This is a genomic window from Dysgonomonas massiliensis (genome assembly GCF_900240225.1).
Classification (GTDB): domain Bacteria; phylum Bacteroidota; class Bacteroidia; order Bacteroidales; family Dysgonomonadaceae; genus Dysgonomonas; species Dysgonomonas massiliensis.
On sequence record NZ_OEPV01000008.1, the window covers coordinates 17285 to 41405 of the forward strand.

Consider the following 24121-nt stretch of genomic DNA (forward strand, 5'->3'; position numbering starts at 1 on the left):
TTAATCAATACCTAAAACAGACTTTTTACGTTCAGGATCCAAATACTCTTTTGGTACTACATCTTGAATTTCTGTCGTGATGATATTCAATATTCTTTCTCTCAGATAATCTCTACGAGTTACAAGGCTTATTTCACGGACCGGAGTTACATTCTTAAATGGTCTGATATTCTTCTTTTGAGCCTCACTTAAATGCTCAATAGCCATCTCCGGAATAATAGTCAAACCGCTATTGCTATCAACTATATTTATCAATGTGTCAATACTTCCAGCCTCATACGAGAACAAAGAATGTGTATTCTTACGTCTGCGCGTATTGCATATTTTTAGTATCTGACTACGGAAACAGTGAGCTTCTTCTAATAGCCAAAGTCTGTTGATATTTAAATCGTCTTCTTCTAATTCTTTCTTTGCATAAAGGGATGTTTCTTTAGGCGAAACATATGCATAGAATTTTTCGTAATAAACCGGAAACTCTCTTATTTTATCATTTTTCAACGGTGTAGCAACTATAGCGCCATCAAGAGTCCCAGCCAACAAACGTTCTATTATTTGCCCTGTTGTCATTTCCTCTATGATCAACGATATATCATAGCTATTCTCATCATGCTTTACCATTAATTTAGGAAGCAGATACGGAGCTACAGTAGGTATAATGCCTAATTTAAAAACCCCTTGAACAATCCCCTTCTCTTCTTGTATGATTTCTTTGATCTGCTTAACTTGAGAGACGATGACACGTGCTTGATTAATGATATGGACCCCTATTGGAGTCGGTTGTACCGGAAGTTGACTTCTGTCGAAAATCTTGACATTCAGTTCATCCTCCAATTTTTGTATCATCATACTTAGTGTAGGTTGTGTTACAAATGAAGCTTCTGCAGCTTTAGCAAAATGTCGATGATTATCAACAGCTATAATGTACTCAAGTTGCTGTATATTCATATTCTAAAATTGTATTGTGTTTGTCTGTTATATATTTTAATATTCAATTGGTCTTTCAATCTAATATGCACGTTCTCCAAAAATTGATGTACCTAAACGAATCATAGTAGATCCTTTTTCTACAGCAATCTTATAATCGTGAGACATTCCCATTGATAATTCACAAAAGTCAGGGTTATCTGAAAAATATTCTGCCTTAATTTCATCAAATAACACTTTCAATTTGCCAAACTCACTAGCTACCAACTCTGCGTCATCGGTATCAGTAGCCATACCCATTAGGCCTACGATTTTGACAAATATACATTTTTTCCATTCAAGTTGAGCAAAAAACTCCTTGCATTTTTCAATTGTAAAGCCATATTTGCTATCTTCTTTAGCTACATGAACCTCAATCAGACAATTAATATGACGTTCAATCATAGATGCCCTACTCTCAATCTGATTGAGTAGTTTAAGGCTGTCTACACTATGTATAGTGTGTACGCAGGGCACAATATCTTTAACCTTATTTGTTTGTAGATGTCCAATAAAGTGCCATTCGATATCTTTTGGTAGCGATTTGTATTTAGGTACAAGCTCTTGCATACGACTTTCGCCAAACACTCTTTGTCCGGCATTATAAGCTTCCATGATATCTTCTTCCGGATGGTACTTAGAAACAGCTACTAACTTAACATTAGCTGGTAACTGCTTTTTTATAATATCCAGATTCTCCGCAATACTCATTATTTTAATTCTAATTTATAAAACTACTTGTCTTTTTTCTCCTTCAGCATACGGAAATACATCCATAATGGTTGTTTCAGCAAGCGAAGCTATTACATAATCAGCCATAGTTCCGGCCATACCTTTTTCTACAATAGCCATAGCTTCTTTTATATCGCTAGCTTGAGCTAACATTTGTGCCGCTGTTTTCTTCTCCGTACCGCTTTTTTCATCTAATGTAATAAATAAAACCTTAGCTTTATAATAACGATCTCCATTTTCGTTGAAAAATAGCTCATTGAACTTGGCTCTTTTAATATCAGCAATGGTAAATTCGCCAGATATATATGGTTTTAATTCTTCGATAATTCTAGCTTCAGCTTCGGTAAACGATAGCGCATCAACCAAATATGGTTCAGTCACTTTCTTTTGCATACCATTTTCAAGAGTTTTTTCGTATGTAACTTTACATTCAAACCAATTATTCATATACTTCCGTAAGTTTTAATTCTGTATTTATTGTTTATTGATAAAATTTGATTCAAAGATAGACAAAAACTCGATTAATTATTCTTTCGTGTTTCTAGAATGGATAACCCACAGCAATATGCCATGCAGTATTACTTCCTATTTTTTGTGGTGCTTTGATTTTCCATCTGTCCGACATTTTAGCTTCTGATGGATCATATGCTTTCCATCCACAATCTAAGCGAATCATCACAAAATCGAAATCGAAACGTAAACCAAGTCCCCATGCCAAAGCAATCTCTTTATAAAAACGATCGAATTGGAAATTACCCTTTTCCTGATTTTCATATTCGCTGAAAGTCCATATATTTCCCGCATCGACAAATGCTGCTAATTCTAGAACCCAGAATATCTTACTACGATACTCAATACTTGCATCTAGCCTAATATCTCCAGAGTGGTAATAGAAATTATTATAATCTTTATTAATCGGTTTAAAAGAACCTGGGCCAAGCTCACGCACACCCCACCCTCTGACAGAGTTTGCTCCACCTGCAAAAAAACGTTTTTGAATAGGAATTTCTTTGAAGTTGCCATAAGGATAAGCTACACCAGCTCCAACACGCCATGCAAATGAGTTTTTCTCGTCAATATGCAATGTTTGGCTATAGTCAACAGTTCCTCTTACGTATTGAGCATATCTCGTCCCAAATATCTTTCTCGAACCATCTTCACGTTTAATATCAGCTAATTTAGCTATTAAATTAAGGGCATTTCCTGCAGTTTCAATTGATGTTCTTATAGAACTGATCGGAGTACCATATTTTTTCGTTGTATTTGTAATATTAGCCTTCGAGTAAGTATATCCTGATGACATAATAAACTGATCGGTAAAGCTATATAATCTAGCATTAATAGTCAATGTACTGTCAAAAGCAGCCCCTAATCTTCCAGGTAGATGGATATAGTTTACATCAATCAGTTCAACTGTATGCCTAGCTGAGTTTGCTCGCTGACCTTGCCAGATGTATTTCATCCCGACAGATGATACAGTTCTTGTGAAATAGTCAGGACGTCGTTGATAAGTATATGATGCCGAAAACTCTGTCGAAGCATGAATATTTCGCTTGAAATTACGACTGAGAAATGGAAAAATAAATCGCGGTACGGTTAATGAAGTTTCTCCACCTATTTCGAAGTAGTTATTGTCAAAATTAGAAAAAGATGAAGTTAGTGCTTCATATGCACCTCGTAATTTGAAATTGAATTGTTCAGCCCTTTTAAATACATTTCTATGTGTATATCCTAAACTGCTTTCAACTCCAAGAAAGCCTCCCGAATTTGTTCCTTCTACTTCAGCTGATATTCCTTGTTTCTTATCTGGCACACAAGTTATGATGCAATTCAATTTGGTCGAATCGTTTTCAACAACCGGTACATATGCTATGTTTACATTCTTCAGAATAAATAATTTTGAAAAAGAGCTATATGTCCTGGATGTTTTTTCTTCATTATATAATTCGCCTGGAAGGATATAGCAGTTTTCAATAATCTCATTTGGGTAAATATATCTACCCCTCTTTCCGTAAAGTATACGTATATCTCCTTCATCATAAACAGAAGACGATTGATAATCATCTACACCGATACCTACTAAAGGATCGAAATCGACATAAATACTAACTTTATTGATATAATATCTTTGATGTTTACCTTCAACGATTTGACCGCCAATACCACGTGTTGCAAATGGATATATTTTCAGTTCTAAATCTATTTTATTATTTCCTAAAGTAGTGTCCGCAATAAATCCTACATGTTCTTTGTCAAAATTATAATAGCCTACTTTCCGAAATATATTCGTTATTCTATTACGTTCTTCATCCAAACGTATCAGGTCAAAATTATTACCTTTAGTTATTATTGGATTTCGCGATAAAATTGCTTTCGTATCTGGGTTTTGAGGATTACGTTTCGTCGGCGTAAATTTATTATCTGGTATAATCTTCGTATCTATAAGTGAATCATTTACAGATATCAGGTAATCTTCAATTGTGTATGGTTTATTGGCAAATACATTATAAGTGATCTTTGCTTTTTTCTTTTTCAGAGTAACTTTTGGTTCTACTTCTGCATCCAGATATCCTTTATTATTCATAACTCGAGTAATATTTTTTACCGAATTATCAATTTGCAAACTATCAAAAATAACAGGAGGTTCACCAGCATTGCGAAGTGTACGATTTATCCAACGTGTAGAATCGCGCCCTGACAAATTATAAATAGTCAAAGGCAGTTTAAACAACATCAATGTCTTGAAATTAGGTCGTTGCTTTACATAGCTTTCCATTTCCATGGATGAAAACCCTTTAGCATCAACTACTTTAACTTCTGTATCGGTCAATAGATATTCGCCTTCGGGTACAAATTTTGTAGAACTACACGAAGATAGAATGACGACAGAAACAAAAATTATAAAGAGGGAGATATATCGTATTTTTGACTTCATTGCTGACTGTAAACAAATCTCATTTTGAAATGAACGGTAAAATTAGCCTTTTAATTGCTTTTTTTTATAGTTTTGTTTGAAAAAGAATTCAAATATCGAATAAATAAAGCAATTTTAATAAACTAAGCAAGAATGAGCCTCAGTAAAGCTAAAATCAAATACATACAATCTCTAAAAGATAAAAAACATCGTAATCAACATCATACATTTGTTGTCGAAGGGAATAAAATGGTTGCAGAACTTTTACCGACAATGAAATGCCAGATTTTAGCTGCGACAAAAGACTTTCTAGCTCAAGTAAAATTTGATGATGTAGATGAAGTAATCGAAGCTTCATCTGAAGAATTATCTAAAGCTAGTTTTGTGAAAACTCCACAACAAGCATTGGCTGTTTTCTATCAACCTCAATGGCAAAATGATTTTAATCCACTAGATGATCTAGCTCTAGCATTAGATGGCATACAAGACCCTGGAAATATGGGTACAATCATGCGATTAGCCGATTGGTATGGTATCCGTCATATTTTTTGTTCGACTGATACTGTAGATATATTTAACCCAAAAACGGTGCAAGCTACAATGGGTGCTATAGCTCGAGTAAAGGTTGAGTATTTAGATCTTAAAGAGTTATTAAATAAGCATCTACCTAATATACCAATATACGGGACTTTACTGGATGGGCAGAATATGTACGAGCAAAAATTATCTAAAAATGGTATTATCGTTATGGGTAACGAAGGCAATGGAATTCGTCCTGAGATAGAAAAACTAATAAGTCATAAACTGTTCATTCCTAATTATCCAGCTGATGCAGTAACCTCCGAATCATTGAATGTAGCTATCGCTACTGCTATTGTTTGCGCCGAATTTCGTCGTCGCTGCTTTTAATCTATCAGAACATACGACCAATAATGACTATTGGTCTGAACCGGACATAAAGGCAAGTAACCTTTTGCGAGTTTTTTATTCTTAAATTCAGCAGGATGCTCTTCAGTAAGTTTTAGATGCTGATTGAAGATTTCTCCTTCCTTTGGAGAGAAATCGATATGAAATCGTCCTGAAGAGCCATGGCTTAAATATTCTTCGGTAAACTGCAATGCCAAATATCCCATATTGTAACGCATATTGATCTCAACACATGGATGTATTTTGAATTCGCCATCTTCAGCTAAATAAATCATCATGTCAATACCAATACAACCACGGTATACCGATCCATATTCTCTAGATAAAAAATATTCAACGCATTCTTGAATATTATCTAACAAATCAAAATCAACAAATACTCCAATGCGTTTCTTTAAACGTTCTTGGCTATCCAATATATTTCCCGAATAAGCTCCTTTAGTATTCGTTTCAAAGAAAGAGTATCCTGAAAAAGTAACATTCCCTACTCCATCGCTCATAAACTCCATTGCGAAATCGATCCGCTTGTTTAATGCCTTTTCGATGGAGACAGAACCTTGTTTCTTCAAAATCCCACTAAGTATTTGACGTTCTGTTCGAGTTAATTCTCCTATTGGAAGCCATAACAAACCTCTCCCTGATGACGAGTAAGGCGCTTTAGCCAATAGCTGATATGATGATGCATTTACTAAGCTTTCAACTTCATCCAAGGAGAAGCAAAACGATGGTACCAGTTCATTATCTATCTTTTGTATTCTACTCTGGATATACATTAAGCAATCTTTGGCGACTTGCCTGCTTGTTAATGCAAAATATTTATCATCCCATTTGGGTATTACTATCTGAGAATTGTATAAATCATTGCTCTCTCTCCACAAATGGATAGCTTGAGGAGAAATGCCCCATAAACAGAGCTGTGCTGATAATCCTCCTAATTCTTCTTTTGTTATAGGCTGTGCTATTCCATCTAAATTATCAGACAGATATTTCCAATATTCAAGATCATTTTTATCCCAAACAAATACATAATCGTTTCTATCAGCATACCAAGCAGGCAGAAATGCCAATTCGCGCTGCATCGCCATCACATTCGTTGGGGCCATATAGTAAGGTGATTTATTCAGAACAGCCGTTTCATGCCCGGGATTAAAAAAATGTATATTCATCTAATATGCTAATCTATAAAAAGTGACAAAAGTATACACATTTTACTTATTTTCATCTGTTAGTTTCTTTTTTGCTTCGTAGATATTCAATCCATCTGAAAGGACGACGAGTTTTTAGATAATCAAAATTAGAATCATTCTCATAGGCCTCTCGTTCGAAACTTATATTGAAGTATGCCGATAATGCATTTCGATATTGTACAAGACGTACACACCACTCAATAACATACCACAGATAGAAAAACACATATAGCATGTATTTCATTTGGTGTGTATGTATTGCTTCGTGATTTTTGAAACGTTCATCCAACTGAGTCCCACTGCGTATGAATATAAACCCAAAAAGATTTATTGCTTCGAATCGCTTTGAAGGCAATATCTTGTTTTCAATTATTCGCATATCAGATGGGACTTACTTATTTGCAACCCTTTTGTTATAGATAAAGATACTAAATTTCAAAAGGGATAACTTCTTTAAAGTTGCTAAAGATATCAGTATAGTTTATTTGTTTTTCGACACCAATCCTTTTACCATCATAATCAATTTTATACTTCAATTCGTATTCTAAATTGATATCATCGTGTGACTTAACATCAGTTATCATTTTTTTATAAAGATAGACTGTTTCAACAACGTCTATATTGTTCTGATTAAAGAAATAGGCAACTTCAGTCTTACCCGTTTCTCCATATATATCAATATGAGCCTCCTTAATTCTCGAGTCTAAGTAATACACTTTTGCTTCAGCTCCTTCTGTTGATATTCCTTCAATGGCGTATACCTCTGAAATTTCTCGTTCGGTGTTATCTATTTGAGTCTTATAACCTGCTATCATTTGAGTCTTTAACATTGTAGAATCATCTTTAACAGAATAAATATCAGAGACAGGCTGAGAGAAATAAACATAATGCCCCATATCATAAAAACGAAATATTTTTACTCCTCCATGTTCGAATAAATAGCTGACATCATATGTCGGATTGTTATATGAAGGTCCTTGTGATAGAGGGATCGATCCACAAGAACAAAAAGATAAAACAATGGTTGTTGTCAATAATAAAACAATATTATTTTTCATACTTCTTATTCTTTAGTGTGGTAATTAACCTTTATTTATAGACTCTTTTTTGATCTGTTTATCAGATAGTAATCAAGTATTGTCATAGCTGCCATAGCTTCTACGATAGGTACAGCTCTAGGCAACACACATGCATCGTGTCTACCTTTAGCTTTCAGTGTTGTATCTTTTCCGTCTTTTGTAACAGTTTCCTGATTCATCAATATTGTAGCCACTGGCTTGAAGGCAACTCGGAAATAGATGTCTTGTCCATTCGATATGCCTCCTTGAATACCTCCTGAGTGATTTGTTCGGATATTTACTTTTCCATTATCCTCATAAAATTCGTCATTGACTTCCGAACCCCGATGGTTTACATCAAAACCGTCACCATATTCAAAACCTTTTACAGCATTAATACTTAACATAGCATTACCTAAAGCAGCATGAAGTTTTCCGAATACAGGTTCTCCTAATCCCACGGGAGCCCCTTTAATAACACATGTTACTACACCACCAATTGTATCACCTTTCGATTTTACATCTTCTATCAGTTTAATCATTTCAGCAGCCGTAGTCATATCAGGACAACGCACGGGAGTATCTTCAATTGTTGATAGGTTATATGCTGTATAATTGTCTTCAAGTTTGACTCCTCCAACTTGAGATGTATATGCTATGATATCGATACCCAACTGACGCAAAGCTAGCTTTGCAATTGCACCGGCAACACATCTGGCAATAGTTTCTCTCGCTGATGAACGCCCTCCGCCGCGATGGTCGCGTAACCCATATTTTTGTTGATAAGTATAATCAGCGTGTGACGGACGATAAATATCTTTCATATTATCGTAGTCTGATGAGTGCTGGTTGGTGTTCCATATTACAAAACCTATCGACACACCAGTTGTCTTCCCTTCGTATATACCTGATAAGAATTCAACTTTATCAGCTTCTTTACGAGGTGTAGTTATCTTTGATTGTCCCGGACGGCGACGGTCAAGCTCATTTTGGATAAAATCCATATCTATTTCAATCCCTGCTGGGCATCCATCAATAACGCCTCCAATTGCTTTCCCATGCGACTCTCCGTATGATGTAAGTCTAAAAATATTACCAAACGTATTCATCAAAAATATGTTATATTAATGTTATTTAATACAAATATAAGAAATAATTGGCTTTCCTTTGACTAAGTGATCAATATTAGAAGACCTAAATATTTTTACTGTATGATACCTAGAAGAAGACTCATTTCATTTTTCGCATTCACATCTTCGTTTATTTGCATATTAGCTCAACAATCGACTAAGTACATTGATGTTATTTATTTCAAAGACGGCAGCCGTGTAGAAGGGGTTATTGTATATAAAGTACCTAACGTAAGAGTCAGTATAAGTCGTCATAATTATTTAACAGAAACAGACAGTGTATATACTTATAAATTAGATCTTATCGATAAAATAGTTAAAGAACCCATTGGAGGAAAGCCTACCGTCAAGGAAGGTGTATCAATCACTGCCGCAGCTAATACAAATAAGCAATCAAATTTAGGAGGATTAATTAATGATACACCTTTTGATGCGGGTTTCATACAACAACCTATAGATATGAAATTCAGCTCTACGCCACAACCTGAAAACGTCTACAAGCCAGAACCTACATTTTCGGCTAGCCCGGGAATGAGTATAGGCAAAACCGGAGCTACTGATCCATCCGATCCGGAAGGTGTTTATCGAAAACTCAGAAAATATAATCACCAATGGAATATGCAGATATCTGGCTTAAGAGGAATTACCGATTATCAGTACACACAAGGTATAGGAAGTATTACAAATAATCGTTTCGATTTTTCACTATCACTTGGATATCAGTTCAATCCCTATGTATTTACAGGATTGGGAGTTTCGTATAGTCTGAGTCTTAATAAGAAAGAATCTTCGTTACCATTGTTTATCAATACAAAAATTAATTTTCTTTATAAAAAAACAACACCCTACTTTAGCCTAAAGACAGGATATTCAGTAAAAGATGCAAAAGGGATTTATCTAAGTCCTGGATTTGGTATGACATTTTATCCTAAAGGGAATCAGTCAATAAATATCGGATTGGGATATTCATTCCAAAAAGCAAAATATAAGAATTGGTCTTCTGAAACCAATAAACGTCTATCTTTTAATGAAGATTATCACGGCATCTATTTTAAATTGTCATACGAGATAAACATAATCTCGGTTAAATAGCAATAGATGAATTAATAGACGTTAAAATAACGATCCAATTCAAAATTAAGATTAAAAAAATGAATTAAGTAAAAATTAAACTATCCGAAGAGGAAAAATAGCTCAGCAAGCTATTTTATATGCGAAATAAAAAGATTAGATTTGTGTTAAAATCAGGATATTTCCTATAAAAGATATAACAAATTTGAATAATTAAATTCTATTTTAGAAAGTCTATGAAAAAGTTAAATTTTAGTTTCATTTATGTAATTACATTAGTTGTAGCACTAGTTGTTTCAACTTCATGTAGCAAAAAAATGGATCCGCTTACAAGTGATTTATTCACTGCTACTCCGGCTCCATTAGAATTGGTCGGATCGAAAGTTCCAGCAACGATCAATGGTCGTTTCCCTGCTAAATGGTTTGACAAAAAGGCAACAGTAATTGTTACCCCAGTACTTAAATTTGCCGGAGGCGAAGCTTTAGGACGTTCACAAACATATCAAGGAGAAAAAGTAACAGGTAACGGTATTGTCATCAACAGAGAAAATGGAGGTGCTGTAACTCTTAAAACAGAGTTTAACTACATCCCTGCAATGCAAAAATCAGAACTATTCCTTCGTTTTGCTATTTCTCGCAATGGTGGATCAATCATTGATTTTCCGGATGTAAAAGTTGCTGATGGTGTAGTTGCTACTGCAGCTTTGGCTGACCCTAAAACTGTAACTCCAGCTTTAGCTCCAGATGCATTTCAACGTATTATCAAAGAAGCTCACGATGCAGAAATCCTTTTCTTAATTCAACAAGCTGAACTACGTTCTTCTGAATTGAATTCATCGAATCTAGCTGCATGGAAAGAACTAATCAAAGAAGCAGATGCTAACGATCGTAAAAATGTAGACATTGAAGTGTCAGCTTACGCTTCTCCAGATGGAGGTTTCAAATTGAATGAGAAACTTGCTGAAAGACGTGAGAAAAACACTTCAACTTATCTAGAAAAAGAGCTAAAGAAAAACGAAATCGATACAGAAGTTAATGCTAAATATACTGCACAAGACTGGGACGGTTTCCAAAAATTGGTTCAAGCTTCTAGCTTACAAGATAAAGATCTAGTTCTACGTGTTCTTTCTATGTATCCAGATCCTGAAAGAAGAGAGCAAGAAATCAAAAATATTTCTGCAGTTTATTCTGATCTAGCTGAAACTATTTTACCTAAACTACGTCGTTCACGTTTGACTGCTAATGTTGAAATTATCGGTAAAACAGACAAAGAGCTTGCAGATGCAGTAAACAACAACGAAGAACTAACTATTGAAGAAATTCTTTATGCTGCTACTTTAAATGACGTTTCGCCTGAAAAAGCATACACACTTGCAACGCAAAAATATCCTAACGATTATCGTGGCTGGAATAACCTTGGTAATGTTTATTATGCGAAAGGAGACTTCAAAAAAGCTGAGCAAGCTTATAATAAAGCAAATCAAGTTTCAGGTCGCGCTCCACAAGCAAATATGAACTTAGCTTTGATCAATATGCTTGAAGGCAACAACGAAAAAGCTGAACAATTATTAGGAAATGCTGCTGGTGCAAATACATTGAACGAAGCATTAGGTGTTCTTTACATCAAACAAGGTGATTACGCAAAAGCTGTTCAAGCATTTGGTGAGACAAAATCAAACAATGCTGCTCTAGCTCAAATCTTAACTAAGAATTACAACAAAGCACAACAAACTCTTAACGGAATTAGTGCTAAAGATGCTACAACTTACTATTTACTAGCTACTGTAGCAGCTAAGACTAACAATGTATCGGGTGTTGCCGGCAATTTAAAATCAGCTCTTGACAAAGGATTTGACAAATCGGCTATTCTAAATGATATCGATTTCGCTAAATTCTTATCAAACTCTGACATTGCTAATATGTTGAGATAATAAAGATTTCACTATATCTAAGAAGGGGTTGAATTAAATTAATTCAACCCTTTTTCTTTTAAACAATATTCTCTTAGATAACATGGCACTCTTTTTGTATTTTTGTGATATAAAAAGACAATTTGATTTTAGATGAAAGAGAAAATTCTTGAATTGCGCGCACAACGCCCTATTCCACTGATGGAAGCTAAGCAGTTATTGACGGATAATGAAGGAGATATTGAGAAATGTGTTCTTCTATACACAGCCAAAGCTATCAGAATGATCGTAGAAGCTACTGGAACAGACGCTGCTACTGCAGACAGGCATTATCAGGCTGAAAAGTATGATATCAACCTTGCGATATCTATGATAAAAGAAGAAATGTACGACGCAAACTACAAAGCAATTGCAGGTGTTAATAAAGACTCTCTTAGTCTGATTAAAGAATGGATATATATCCTAGAGACAAAAGATTTTGGATACTCATTAAGCTACTCTAACTTGACAAAAGCCATCGAGGTTATGAATCTTATTCCGGAACTGGATAATGTTGTAAAAATGCTTATAAATGCAAAGGAAGACTATGATCGAGTTTTTGAAGGATACAATGACAATATGCCATTAGATGAATTTGTCCGTCGAAACAGACAACTTGATGATTGCCCTGCTTTTATAGAGGCTAATTCAATTATACCATTACAAATTATCACTATCAAACAGATAATTAGTCGACATTTGCGAAATGTACAGAATCTATAGAATATGAGGATTAGCAATAAGCTAATCCTTTTTAATTATATCTTATAATTACACTTTAAGCCCATAAGATCGAAATATATCTGTGGCTTTATTTATTTCTTCCGAAGATGGTGATTTCACCTCTTTCAACTTATATTTTTTATTTAGCTCTTCCCATTTATGAATAGCCATTTGATGAAAAGGTAAGATATCGACACGTTCTATGTTGCTATATTGCGAAGCATATTTAGCCCATTCGTGCAAGTCCTTTTCATCATCAGTATATCCTGGTACAAGAACATAGCGGAGCCATACCGGCTTATTTATTTCTGATAGATAAGCCATAAATCGAAGTGTGGGATTCAGCTCGGCACTAGTCAGAGCCTTGTATTTATCTGCATCAATATGTTTAATATCCAACAAAACTAAATCAGTATAATTCAAAACTTCTTTAACCTTATCGTTCAAATATATACCTGATGTATCTATTGTTGTATGTACATTATGTACCTTACAAATTTTGAATAGTTCAAGAACAAATTCAGGTTGAAGCATAGGCTCACCTCCCGAAATAGTGATTCCTCCACGAACAAAGTTTCTTACTTTGTAGAATTCATCAAATACTTCTTGCGGGGTAAAAATATACTTTGCATCTTGCTTATTCCACGTATCGGGATTATGGCAATAAAGACAACGTAAAGGGCATCCCTGAGTAAATAATACAAAGCGAATACCTGGTCCATCTTTAGTCCCAAAGGTTTCGTAAGAATGTATATAACCTTTCATCTGAAAATATTATTTAGTAAAAAACGAAGTGAAGTTATAAAAAACCTCACTTCGTTCAAATATATCTGTTTATTAGGATCAAATAGTAGTTGTAATCGTACGATTAATTACATCCAATTGCTGTTCTTTTGTTAGTTTAACGAAATTCACAGCATATCCCGAGACACGAATTGTCAACTGAGGATATTGTTCAGGATGATTCATCGCATCAATCAATAATTGACGATCAAATACATTGACATTCAGATGATGTCCTGTTTGCATGAAATACCCATCCATCAATCCAACCAAGTTCTGAGCTTCTTCCTCTTTGTTTTTACCTAATGTATTAGGTGTAATTGCAAATGTATATGAAATACCATCGTTAGCATGCTCAAAAGGAAGTTTAGCTACAGAAGAAAGTGATGCTACTGCACCTTTCGTATCACGTCCGTGCATAGGGTTAGCTCCCGGTGCGAATGGTGTTCCGTCACGACGTCCATCTGGTGTGTTTCCTGTTTTCTTTCCATAAACAACATTCGATGTAATTGTCAATACCGATTGTGTAGGTATTGCATCTTTATACATTTTACGTTTACGGATTTTATTCATAAATTTCTCTACAATTTCAACCGCAAATTTATCAGTACGATCGTCATTGTTTCCGAATGGAATATAATCACCTTCTAAGATATAATCAACTGCATCGCCATCAGCATCTCTTACAATACGTACTTTCCCGTATTTAATTGCTGCAAATGAATCTGCAATGATAGACAATCCTGACACACCGAATGCTTGAGTACGTACAATATCTACATCGTGGAGAGCCATTTCAAGTGCTTCATACGAATATTTATCGTGCATGTAGTGAATAATGTTCAATGCCTTAACATAAGTCTCTGCCACCCAATCAAGCGTACGATCGAATTTTTCCCACACTTCGTCAAACTCTAGATACTCGCCTGATACTTTTTCAACCCAATGTTTAGGTAAAACCTGAGCTTTTGTCTTCTCATCTTTACCTCCATTGATTGTATAAAGTAAAGCTTTAGGTAGATTCGCACGAGCTCCGAAGAATTGCATTTGGTGGCCAATACGCATTGGCGATACACAACAAGCAATACCATAATCATCACCCAATTGCGGACGCATAATATCGTCATTTTCGTATTGTAGAGATGAAGTGTCAATAGATACTTTAGCACAATATTTCTTCCAGCTTTCAGGTAGACGCTCACTCCAAAGAATTGTCAAATTTGGTTCTGGTGCTGGTCCTAGGTTGTATAAAGTATGTAGCATACGATAGCTATTTTTAGTAACCATCGATTTACCTTGATTAGTCATCCCACCGATCGACTCAGTAACCCATACCGGATCACCCGAGAATAGCTCGTTATACTCGTTAGTTCTAAGATAACGTACAATGCGAAGCTTCATAACAAAATGATCAATCATTTCTTGAGCTTCAGTCTCAGTTATCAATCCAGCTTTTAAATCTCTTTCAATGAAGATGTCTAAGAATGTAGTAACACGTCCCAAACTCATCGCTGCACCATTCTGATCTTTGATAGCTCCTAAGTATCCGAAATATGTCCATTGGATAGCTTCTTGAGCATTTTTAGCTGGATTAGAGATATCACAACCATAAGCAGCTGCCATTCGTTTCAGTGCTTTCAATGCTTGAATTTGCATAGTTAGCTCTTCGCGTAGACGAATCAAGTCATCTGTCATCACGATAGGATCACATTCTTTGAAACGTCTTTCTCTTTCGGCAATCAAACGATCTACACCATATAGAGCTACGCGGCGATAGTCTCCGATGATTCGACCACGCCCATAAGCATCGGGAAGTCCAGTCAATAATCCATTGCTTCTGGCACGACGAATACTATCTGTATATGCTGAGAAAACACCTTCATTATGTGTTTTTCTATATTTTGTAAAAATTTCAGTCGTCAGTGGATCTAGTTCATAGCCATATTCTTCAAGGCTTTGTTGAACCATACGTATTCCTCCATTAGGGAAGATTGCTCTTTTTAAAGGGACATCAGTTTGAACACCTACTATTTTCTCTAAATCCTTGTCAATATAACCAGCTCCATAAGCATCTATCTGAGAAGGAATCTTTGTTTCAGCATCATAAACACCTTTTGCTTTTTCAGTTTTGAACATTTCGCTCAATTTGTCCCAAAGTTTCTTTGTTGCTTCAGTAGCATCTGCTAGAAAAGATTCGTCGCCAGTATATTCAGTATAGTTTTTCAGGATAAAATCATTCACATTGATTTCTTCCTGCCACTTAGTACCTTTAAAATCTTTATACGCCTCCATGTCTATTTACTTTTTTGTACAGTTTTTGTTATTAAATTCTCGCTTTCTATAGAATCATATTGGTTAAAATAAAAAGCGGCTCTAAATTGAGCCGCAAAGATAATAAGCTTTTGTTACGAATTGCCATTTTGATTAAGCAAAATATAAACTTTTAAACTATCATATTGATTTAAAAAGATATCATTTTGCTATTTAGTTCATTCTGAACTAAATAGATTATATCATAAAATGAAGTCTATTTTGTAAGTTTACTTCAGCCATTCCGCCATCTATATCTAAGTATAAAATACTCATATTCGGATAAATTTCTTTTATCCGTTTTTCTACACCTTTAGCTACAATATGGTTTGCAATACACCCAAAAGGCTGAATACACACTACTTTGTCAACACCTTTACGTGCATAGTGAGCAATTTCACCTGGTATTAACCATCCTTCGCCAAATTGGTTTGATAAATCCAGAACTTCAGAAGCTGCTTCTGCTTTTGAATAAATAGATTCCGATGCTTCATAGAATTTAAATTTGCTCAAAATCTTCTCTGACTTTCGAATCTTTCTATTCACATAATTCCAGATAAGTGGAGTCAATACTTTCGAAAGGACTGTACTTGAAGATAAACCATTGGCCTCGTTTACTTTATTATTTACGAAGAACTGCAATAAGAAATCCAGCAATGGCGGTGTAGATACTTCAACATTCTTAGAACGTAACCACTCAGTTATATTCGCTTGTGCATAGTTATTATACTTAACGAATATTTCGCCAATCAAACCAACTTTTGAATAGTTTTTATCCTCAATAGGTACATCGTTGAAATCAGCAACGGCCTGTTCGAGTAAGCGCATCAATTGCTTAGGACTATTTGCTCGAACGGCATCTATACCACGTTCAATATAAAAGTCAAATAATTCTTTTGATGCTCCTTCTTTCTTTTCGCGTATAGTTATAGCACTATGCATCTGCTGAAGTCCATCACCATACAATACTAATGGTACTGCAATTTTAGCGAGTTTCTTCCAATCGAGTTTAAATTCACTTTCATCATTCTGGAAAGTATCGCCCGACGTTAATGCTATAACAGGAATGTCATTAAATCCAGCATTCGTTAAACCACTTTTTATTTGAGCTATATAGTTCGTTGCACGACATTGACCTCCGGTCTGAGTTATGGCAACAACGACATCCTTTACATCATATACACCTGATTGAAGTGTACTTATTATATCGCCTAATACCAATGTTGATGGATAACAAACCTCATTATTTCCATACATCAAGCCCAAATCGGCTGACAATTTATTCGATTTCGGTAGATTTGCTACTTTAACACCTAGTAATTCTCCTAATGCAGGAGCAAATGGATTCAAAAAATCTGCTAACCAAGGTATTAATATTGTCTTATTAGCATCTTTTGCGATCTTATATGGTACCGAATAACCTCGGTATTGTATATTGCCAGAAGGCTTGTCTGTGATCTTTATTGCTTTTAATGATTCTACAAGTGAACGTAATCTTAAACGAATAGATCCTGGGCTAGCAATCTCATCAATACGAAGTACTGTGATATTCTTACCAGATGCTTTTAATATTTCACTTGTTTCATCCATAAAGAATGAATCGGGACCACATCCAAATGAGTTAAGCTGTACTAATTGTATATTATGAGGAAGTTTAGCTACTTCCATTGCTGCTTGTACAACTCTATTAGGATAAGACCACTGCGAGATAATATTTAGTTTGCCAAATCCCGCACTTTCTGGTTTGCGGAATACATCATCCGTAAGAACAGTTACACCCAAATCAGCCAAAATTTGTCCTACTTTCTGATGGATCAACGGATCAGTATGATATGGACGACCTGCTACCACAAATAGCATTTCTCCAGTTTCTATTGCATGATCTAGTATTTCTTTTTGATAATTATAGAGTTCTTTTTTGAGATCTTCTCTGGCTATTTGAGCTTTAGAAAATGCATTCTCAAATACAGCTTTAGAAACACCAAACCCAGACAGGTAACTATAACATCCTTTGTATAGAGCCTTATCATTACTAAATGTAATAACGGGCTGATCGAATGGTACGCCATGTCGCACTTCTGGATCTATAGAACTACGTATAACATCTGGGTATCCACTAACTACAGGGCAATTGAATGAATTTGATGATCCTCCGAATTCTTTCTCTTCTTTAGGTACAATCGGGTAAAATATTCGATCAACTTTCTGCTCGATCAAAGAAAGAATATGACCATGAACTAATTTTGCAGGAAAACAAATATTATCTGACATAACCCCTCCTACTCCTTTCTGATATAATGGGAAAGTTGATTCGGGAGATAAGCTTACATTAAAACCACACTCTGACAAAAGTGTATGCCAAAATGGATAATTCTCGAACATATTTAATACTCGAGGAATTCCTATGGTTTTGCCTCGTTCTATATTGTCCGGATTTACCGGATGATCAAATAGAATCTCATTCTTGCGGTCAAAGGCATTGTATCCCTTGACTTTCTCCGCTGATTTATTGTAGAATACTTTTTCGCACTTGTTACCTGCATAACTTATATTTCCATTATTGAAACGGAAACGAAGAACAGAACACAAATTTGTACAACCTTTACAAGTTAACTCTTTCGTATCAATAGAAGATACATCAAATAGTGAATCTTGTCCTTTGAAGCTGCCTGTATTTATACCTTTATTGTATAGGCGTTGCGCATAAAGTGCAGCTCCCAAAGCACCCATCAACTCGGGATGATCAGTAGAACTTACAGTTTTGCCTGATAGCATTTCCAAGGCTCTATATACAGCATCATTACGGAATGTACCACCTTGTACTACGATATGATCTCCAAGCATCTGCAGATTTGAAATCTTAAGTACTTTGAAAAGACAGTTTTTGACTACAGAATAAGCCAATCCTGCTGCAATATCATCATTTCCGGCATTTTCTCGCAATGATTGTTTCACTTTCGAATTCATGAAGACTGTGCATCGTGAGCCTAAATCACTTGGATATTTAGCCAAACAAGCTGAACGCGAGAACTCACCAAGCTCCATACCTAAATTAGATGCAAAGTTCTGCAAGAATGATCCACAACCGGAGGAACATGCTTCATTTAGTTCTATATTTGAAATAGTTCCGTTATCGATGAATATCGATTTCATGTCTTGTCCACCAATATCCAATACAAATGACACCTCTGGATCGACATACTGAGCACCAGTCATATGTGCAATTGTTTCTACAATTCCAAAATCAAGGCCTAATGCAGATTTCATCAGATCTTCGCCATATCCGGTTGCTGCCGATGAAAGAATTTTGACTGTAACTCCTTTTTTATTAGCCTCGTCAAAGAAATCACGAAGCGCCCCCATTACTCGTTTCAATGGATTACCTTCGTTATTACCATAGAACTGATGTACGATATTTGAATCAGCATCCATAATAACAACCTTAGATGTTGTCGAACCTGAATCAATACCAAGAAAACATTCAATTTCTTTATCAGTACCTAGAGGTCTATATTTTAATTGTTTAATCTTACGATTCTTTCCCCACTCTTCATATTCTGATTCATTATTGAATAGGGGTTCTAGTGCATCGGATTGGTTGGCAGTAGTTTCTTCTGACAACTTAGAGATAAGCTCTGGCAATTCGAATACCATATCATCAGCAGACGAATAATATGCAGCCCCCATTGCTGGGAAATATTCTCCATGAGCGGGTATAATAAAATCCGTTTCTTTTATCTTCAAAACTTCTTGAAAAGCATTGCGAAGAGCAGGAATAAACGTCAATGGACCACCTATGCACAATACTTTAGGTACAATATCGCATCCTCTGGCCAAAGTAGTTACAGACTGAAGGGCTACTGCATGCAATATCGATGCCGAGATATCAGACATCGGTATATTGCGACTTATTAGATTCTGTACGTCAGTTTTAGCAAAAACACCACAACGTGAAGCGATCGGATATATCTTGTCAAAGTTTAAAGCTTTTTCGCCGAGTTCTTCCACGGTTATATTCATCAGACTAGCCATCTGATCGATAAACGCTCCCGTTCCTCCTGCACAGCTACCATTCATACGAATATCGGGTTGTCGTCCTTCTCCGAAAAAGACCATTTTTGCATCCTCTCCTCCTAGATCAATAAGAGTATGCGTATCTTGATATGCATTCGTTACTACTTCGACAGCAGCTACGACCTCTTGTATAAATGGTATCCCTACTCGCTCACCAATTCCCATACCTGCCGATCCTGAAATGTATATTTTAAATATAACTCCAGAGAATTCTTCAGCTACAACCTTTAGCTCTTCAACTAATGTTTGCTGAATATTGGCATGATGGCGACGGTAAGTTTTGTAAACGTCTTGATAGTTATTATCTAAAACTACAACTTTAACGGTGGTCGAACCTACGTCGATCCCCATTTTATATTGTACTTTATTCAACATGATTTATATAATGTCTCCTTTAATATTTTACAGGTTATCGAGACATCAAATTTACAAAATAATGTTCAAATCTAAATTTATTAATATTTTATAACATATTACCTGTAAGGCACATCCTGTTATTATAAATTCATCAATTCTATAGCTTTTTGTAAATCTTCAGGAGTATCGATACCTATTGTTTCTATTTTTGTATATCCTACTCTTATTTTATAACCATTCTCGATCCAGCGAAGCTGCTCTAATGATTCTGCTAATTCAAGTGAGGATTGCGGTAGTTTTGTTATTTCAGCCAATATATCCGAACGGTATGCATACATACCTATATGTTTGTAAAATACATGACTATTCAACCATTCAGTATGGTGTGCATCTCGAATATATGGAATAATTGACCTGCTAAAATATATAGCTTCATTTGCTTTATTTATAACTACTTTGGGTGAGTTGGCATTAAACAATGCATCAAAACCATTTTCTTGCTTAAATGGCTTAACCAAAGTAGCTAATTCAACATTCGGCCCGTCGAAACAAGCTTTCAGACTTTCAATCTGCTCGGGTTGGATAAAAGGTTCATCACCTTGAACATTAATTATGACGTCAAACTGTTTTCCGATTTTATTATAAGCTTCATTAATTCGATCAGTCCCACTTCGATGTTCGGCTGATGTCATTACCGCCTTTCCGCCAAAAGCTTCGACTGCATTATATATACGGTCATCGTCCGTAGCAACCCATACTTCATCCACAACGAATTTTACTTGTTCATAAACACGTTGTATCATTGGTTTGCCCTTGATGTCAGCCAATGGTTTACCAGGGAAACGAGTAGAAGCATATCTTGCCGGAATGATCGCAATAAATTTCATATTCTTATTTCTTATAATATTATTCGGTTATAAAGATACTGCTTATTTTCAAAATCAGATGTATCTTTGCTTTTATGAATAAAGTTCTTATCAGTATAGGATCTAATTTCGATAGTAATAATAATATTATTAGCTGTCGTCAGTTACTTGATTTGTATTTCGAGCATATTTCGTATTCTGAAGTATGTGAGACAGTTCCTTATGGAAAGAACTATAAACACAACTTTTTAAATCAACTTGCAATAATAAGTACCGAGAAAGAATTATCGAATATTAAGTTCATTTTAAAATCCATTGAAAAAAAATTAGGACGTGATGCTAACGATAAAGAAACAGGTCTTGTTAAAATTGATGTTGATCTAGTTATTTGGAATCAAGATATACTTAAGCCTAAAGATATTAGTAGAGCTTATGTTAAATCCCTTTTATCAACATTTTCGAAAGACACCCTTCATGATACTTTTGTAGATATCGCTATTTTCTAAGCCTCGATTCTATTTCTTCTAGAATAGATCCACTATTATCATCAAACTTACGGGCAAAATATGGTCGAGAATAACCGCTTGAGGTTTGAAATCCGTCATTCTTCTCTAAAAAGTCGATGTGCCGTCTCTCAATTATTGCAGGTGGAATCGGTACATTCCAATCAGCAAAAACCAAACTTTTTACCACATTCTCGAAGAAAGGTGAATTTGCTATAATCGTATGAATAAAAGCTTCGTCTGGCACTAGAGTATGTTTAAAGAAAGTCTCGTAACGTCTGTCCGACTCTATAGTTTCCAAAATATACCTGATACATGCATTTGTCAATGCAAACCATTGTGAACCTGAATAGACTTTGAAGGGAGCTTTACGTTTCCAACCTATTTTTTTAAGAAAGACTTCTAGTAAAAATTTAGGATTATAAAACTTTAAATTTCGGCGATCATAGTCGAAGAAGTAATACTCATATCTATCTCGTGGTTTATGGTCAACATCTGTTCGATAAATATCAATGAATTCTTTCTTTTCTGATAAAAGATTTTGAAGATACTGCTCACTTCGTATAGGGTAATCTACTCCACTTATTAAAATATAGTAATCAGCTTCGCTACAATTGGCTTCTGCGAACCGTAATAAGGATATAGTAGCTTCAATCATCGAATAACCGCCCCAACTAATATCATATCTTTCAGGAATGACCACAGCCTTGTTATTATGAGATTTATATTCATTCTTAACTTTCTTGTCAATGTGAATGTAAAATGACAATGCATTATCACTATCAATTGCCGATATTAAGCGGTCGAGATGCTTAAAATTGTTATGAGCTAATATTAAGTAACAAATCTTCATAATCTATCTATACTCTTTCTATAATAACGGTAAAAGGAGGCTTTTTGCAAAACCTCCTTTTACTTGTTGTGTGAATTAATTCTTGGTAATAGGCTTAAGGTATAAATAAAGATTGTCTTGGTTATCTTTTGTGATTACAAAGTAAGAGCTTTTATCTCGGCTCTCCAATTCTTTTTTTATATTGTAAAACATCTTTTTTGTTTTTTTTATTATTTGATTTCTACTACCTACACAAATTCGTCAAAATGGTTAATTTTAGCAAATCTAGAACATATAATCCCAAACTGGCAGTATCTCAGGCTTTTGATGCAATGAATCCAAAGATTTCTGATCTAAATATTTGCGATGAATAACTATACGGAACATAAATTCGTCAAACCAAGAGTCGGTAAATGTTAAATATCCCTTGTTGCCAGCCGATGTTCCCCAACTGTTTTCAAACTCCCATTTAATTGTTTTATCATTTTCATCAGTATCGCAACCAATTAAAGTCATAGCATGTGCAGATGCACTTTGACGAGTTAGTATACGTGCTTTCTTATCCATTTTATTAATATCAACACCAAATAGCGATGAAAAATCATACATTCCTGGATCCGAAATTCCTGTTGCTCGATTGTAATATTTACCTACATCACACGAAGCATACATAGCTTCATTATTCTTAATAGATGCCAATGCAGCTTTTTTAATATCTTCGTTGGGCAAATTTAAATAAATCCAATTGATACCTTCTATAGTATTGGAATAATTTTCAATTTCATATACTTTATAATACTCTCTAGTTGGATCATTCATTATCATTATATAATTCTCTGGAGAATAATCAGCTGGTGTGATTTCACTATAAAACTGCTGCGGAGTATAATCCTTTAACTCTTTTATATTATCGTCTTTGTCTTTATATCTCCAAGTGAATTGCATTGGAGGTTCACCTAGACATAAAGCCAGTATACGATAAACACCTTTCAATGTTTCTTTCTTCTTTAGACGTAGTTCTTTTTCATTTTTACCCGCCTTTGAAAGTTCTCTTAAATCGTAACCACTCGAACGTAGATACTCTTTAATTACACCTATCATTTGGCTTGTATTGTTTGAATGAGCTGTTTCTGGCATTACTGATTTTGGAACTACACCATATTTTTTTGCGGCATTATAATATAAATTCCATACTCCACCATCTGATACCGGTGATTTGAAGAAAGTTTCGACAGCACGATCATCCATATTGCGATCTGCCGTAGCAATTATATTTTCTAAGAACAAATTTGACTTCTCAAATATATCCCAGAAATATAAGTAGTTATGAGAAAAATCAAATTCTTTTAAGTTATATTTCTTCATTATCGAAGGACGAAGAACATTCATGGATGTAAACATCCAACATCTGCCTGAACTTAATTGATTGGTTATGCCACTTACATCAACTCTATACTTAAAGTAGTGATCTATTTTTCCTTGTAAATCGCGATTCAAAGCATTACTGCGAATATCTTTATCTTCGGTAAGAATATTCTGAATTGCTTTTGTTGGGGTATCTTTTACAAAACTACTGCGTATATCTGTTAAATCTTTTTGATTAATATCCTGAGCATATGAACATATTCCCAAACTCAGGGATAAGATAATGAGTGAAACTTTATTTTTCATAATATTTTTGGTGTGGATTAAAAAAGTAGCCTAAAGTTAGTCCTTTTAGTTAAAACAAAAAAGGACTATTT

Annotated in this window: 19 protein-coding genes; 5 read left to right on the forward strand and 14 right to left on the reverse strand. The window is 34.9% G+C overall.

Features of this window, described 5'->3' with window-relative positions:
• From C1A06_RS09195 to tamL, 4 genes are all read right to left on the reverse strand, one after another.
• Positions 1 to 945 (reverse strand): hydrogen peroxide-inducible genes activator, encoded by a 945-nt coding sequence (locus C1A06_RS09195; RefSeq protein ID WP_101689969.1) that lies wholly within the window; start codon positions 943 to 945, stop codon positions 1 to 3.
• A 60-nt stretch (positions 946 to 1005) separates the two neighbouring features.
• The gene (locus C1A06_RS09200) at positions 1006 to 1674 is read right to left on the reverse strand and encodes a YggS family pyridoxal phosphate-dependent enzyme (protein WP_101689970.1); all 669 of its coding nucleotides are present in this window, start codon (positions 1672 to 1674) and stop codon (positions 1006 to 1008) included.
• Positions 1675 to 1689: 15 nt separating this feature from the next.
• Positions 1690 to 2142, reverse strand: coding sequence for a DUF4494 domain-containing protein (locus C1A06_RS09205; protein ID WP_101689971.1), 453 nt, complete (start codon positions 2140 to 2142; stop codon positions 1690 to 1692).
• Positions 2143 to 2236: 94 nt separating this feature from the next.
• Positions 2237 to 4630, reverse strand: coding sequence for a translocation and assembly module lipoprotein TamL (gene tamL / locus C1A06_RS09210; protein ID WP_101689972.1), 2394 nt, complete (start codon positions 4628 to 4630; stop codon positions 2237 to 2239).
• Between the two features lie 132 nt (positions 4631 to 4762).
• Between tamL and C1A06_RS09215 the strand changes: the two genes are divergently transcribed.
• Positions 4763 to 5518 carry an RNA methyltransferase gene (locus C1A06_RS09215; protein ID WP_101689973.1) on the forward strand — a complete coding sequence of 252 codons (756 nt, stop codon included), beginning with the start codon at positions 4763 to 4765 and terminating at the stop codon, positions 5516 to 5518.
• Here the strand turns inward: C1A06_RS09215 and C1A06_RS09220 are convergent.
• Genes C1A06_RS09220 through aroC form a run of 4 tightly spaced genes read right to left on the reverse strand, consistent with a single transcriptional unit; the run spans position 5515 to position 8890 of the window.
• Positions 5515 to 6702: a hypothetical protein gene (locus C1A06_RS09220; protein ID WP_101689974.1), complete on the reverse strand. Its 1188-nt coding sequence runs from the start codon at positions 6700 to 6702 to the stop codon at positions 5515 to 5517. The genes C1A06_RS09215 and C1A06_RS09220 overlap by 4 nt on opposite strands.
• A 52-nt stretch (positions 6703 to 6754) precedes the next feature.
• Complete coding sequence (locus C1A06_RS09225) at positions 6755 to 7102, reverse strand: hypothetical protein (protein ID WP_101689975.1); 348 nt, start codon at positions 7100 to 7102, stop codon at positions 6755 to 6757.
• 49 nt (positions 7103 to 7151) lie between these two features.
• Positions 7152 to 7781, reverse strand: coding sequence for a DUF4884 domain-containing protein (locus tag C1A06_RS09230; protein ID WP_101689976.1), 630 nt, complete (start codon positions 7779 to 7781; stop codon positions 7152 to 7154).
• Positions 7782 to 7816: 35 nt separating this feature from the next.
• Positions 7817 to 8890: a chorismate synthase gene (gene aroC / locus C1A06_RS09235; protein WP_101689977.1), complete on the reverse strand. Its 1074-nt coding sequence runs from the start codon at positions 8888 to 8890 to the stop codon at positions 7817 to 7819.
• Positions 8891 to 8992: 102 nt separating this feature from the next.
• On the opposite strand from aroC, the gene C1A06_RS09240 reads away from it, so the two are divergent.
• The 3 genes from C1A06_RS09240 to C1A06_RS09250 all read left to right on the forward strand — a co-directional run bounded on the left by C1A06_RS09240 (position 8993) and on the right by C1A06_RS09250 (position 12654).
• Positions 8993 to 10003 carry a hypothetical protein gene (locus C1A06_RS09240; RefSeq protein ID WP_101689978.1) on the forward strand — a complete coding sequence of 337 codons (1011 nt, stop codon included), beginning with the start codon at positions 8993 to 8995 and terminating at the stop codon, positions 10001 to 10003.
• Positions 10004 to 10218: 215 nt separating this feature from the next.
• On the forward strand, positions 10219 to 11913 hold the full coding sequence (locus C1A06_RS09245) for a tetratricopeptide repeat protein (protein ID WP_101689979.1): 1695 nt from the start codon (positions 10219 to 10221) through the stop codon (positions 11911 to 11913).
• A 132-nt stretch (positions 11914 to 12045) separates the two neighbouring features.
• Positions 12046 to 12654: a hypothetical protein gene (locus tag C1A06_RS09250; RefSeq protein WP_101689980.1), complete on the forward strand. Its 609-nt coding sequence runs from the start codon at positions 12046 to 12048 to the stop codon at positions 12652 to 12654.
• 48 nt (positions 12655 to 12702) lie between these two features.
• On the opposite strand, the gene pflA is transcribed toward C1A06_RS09250, so the two are convergent.
• The 4 genes from pflA to kdsB all read right to left on the reverse strand — a co-directional run bounded on the left by pflA (position 12703) and on the right by kdsB (position 21065).
• Entirely contained in the window at positions 12703 to 13419 is a 717-nt protein-coding gene (gene pflA / locus C1A06_RS09255) for a pyruvate formate-lyase-activating protein (protein WP_101689981.1), read from the reverse strand.
• Between the two features lie 78 nt (positions 13420 to 13497).
• A complete protein-coding gene (gene pflB, locus C1A06_RS09260) occupies positions 13498 to 15729 on the reverse strand; it encodes a formate C-acetyltransferase (protein WP_101689982.1) in 2232 nt (743 codons plus the stop codon).
• A gap of 216 nt (positions 15730 to 15945) precedes the next feature.
• A complete protein-coding gene (locus tag C1A06_RS09265) occupies positions 15946 to 20196 on the reverse strand; it encodes an acyl-CoA dehydratase activase (RefSeq protein WP_101689983.1) in 4251 nt (1416 codons plus the stop codon).
• A 122-nt stretch (positions 20197 to 20318) separates the two neighbouring features.
• On the reverse strand, positions 20319 to 21065 hold the full coding sequence (kdsB, locus tag C1A06_RS09270) for a 3-deoxy-manno-octulosonate cytidylyltransferase (RefSeq protein ID WP_101689984.1): 747 nt from the start codon (positions 21063 to 21065) through the stop codon (positions 20319 to 20321).
• 74 nt (positions 21066 to 21139) lie between these two features.
• Here kdsB and C1A06_RS09275 point away from each other — a divergent pair, with 74 nt between their 5' ends.
• Entirely contained in the window at positions 21140 to 21550 is a 411-nt protein-coding gene (locus tag C1A06_RS09275; protein ID WP_101689985.1) for a 2-amino-4-hydroxy-6-hydroxymethyldihydropteridine diphosphokinase, read from the forward strand.
• Here the strand turns inward: C1A06_RS09275 and C1A06_RS09280 are convergent.
• On the reverse strand, positions 21540 to 22400 hold the full coding sequence (locus C1A06_RS09280; RefSeq protein WP_101689986.1) for a beta-1,6-N-acetylglucosaminyltransferase: 861 nt from the start codon (positions 22398 to 22400) through the stop codon (positions 21540 to 21542). The genes C1A06_RS09275 and C1A06_RS09280 overlap by 11 nt on opposite strands.
• Positions 22401 to 22664: 264 nt before the next feature.
• Positions 22665 to 24050 carry a C1 family peptidase gene (locus C1A06_RS09285; RefSeq protein ID WP_101689987.1) on the reverse strand — a complete coding sequence of 462 codons (1386 nt, stop codon included), beginning with the start codon at positions 24048 to 24050 and terminating at the stop codon, positions 22665 to 22667.
• Positions 24051 to 24121: the final 71 nt, after the last annotated feature.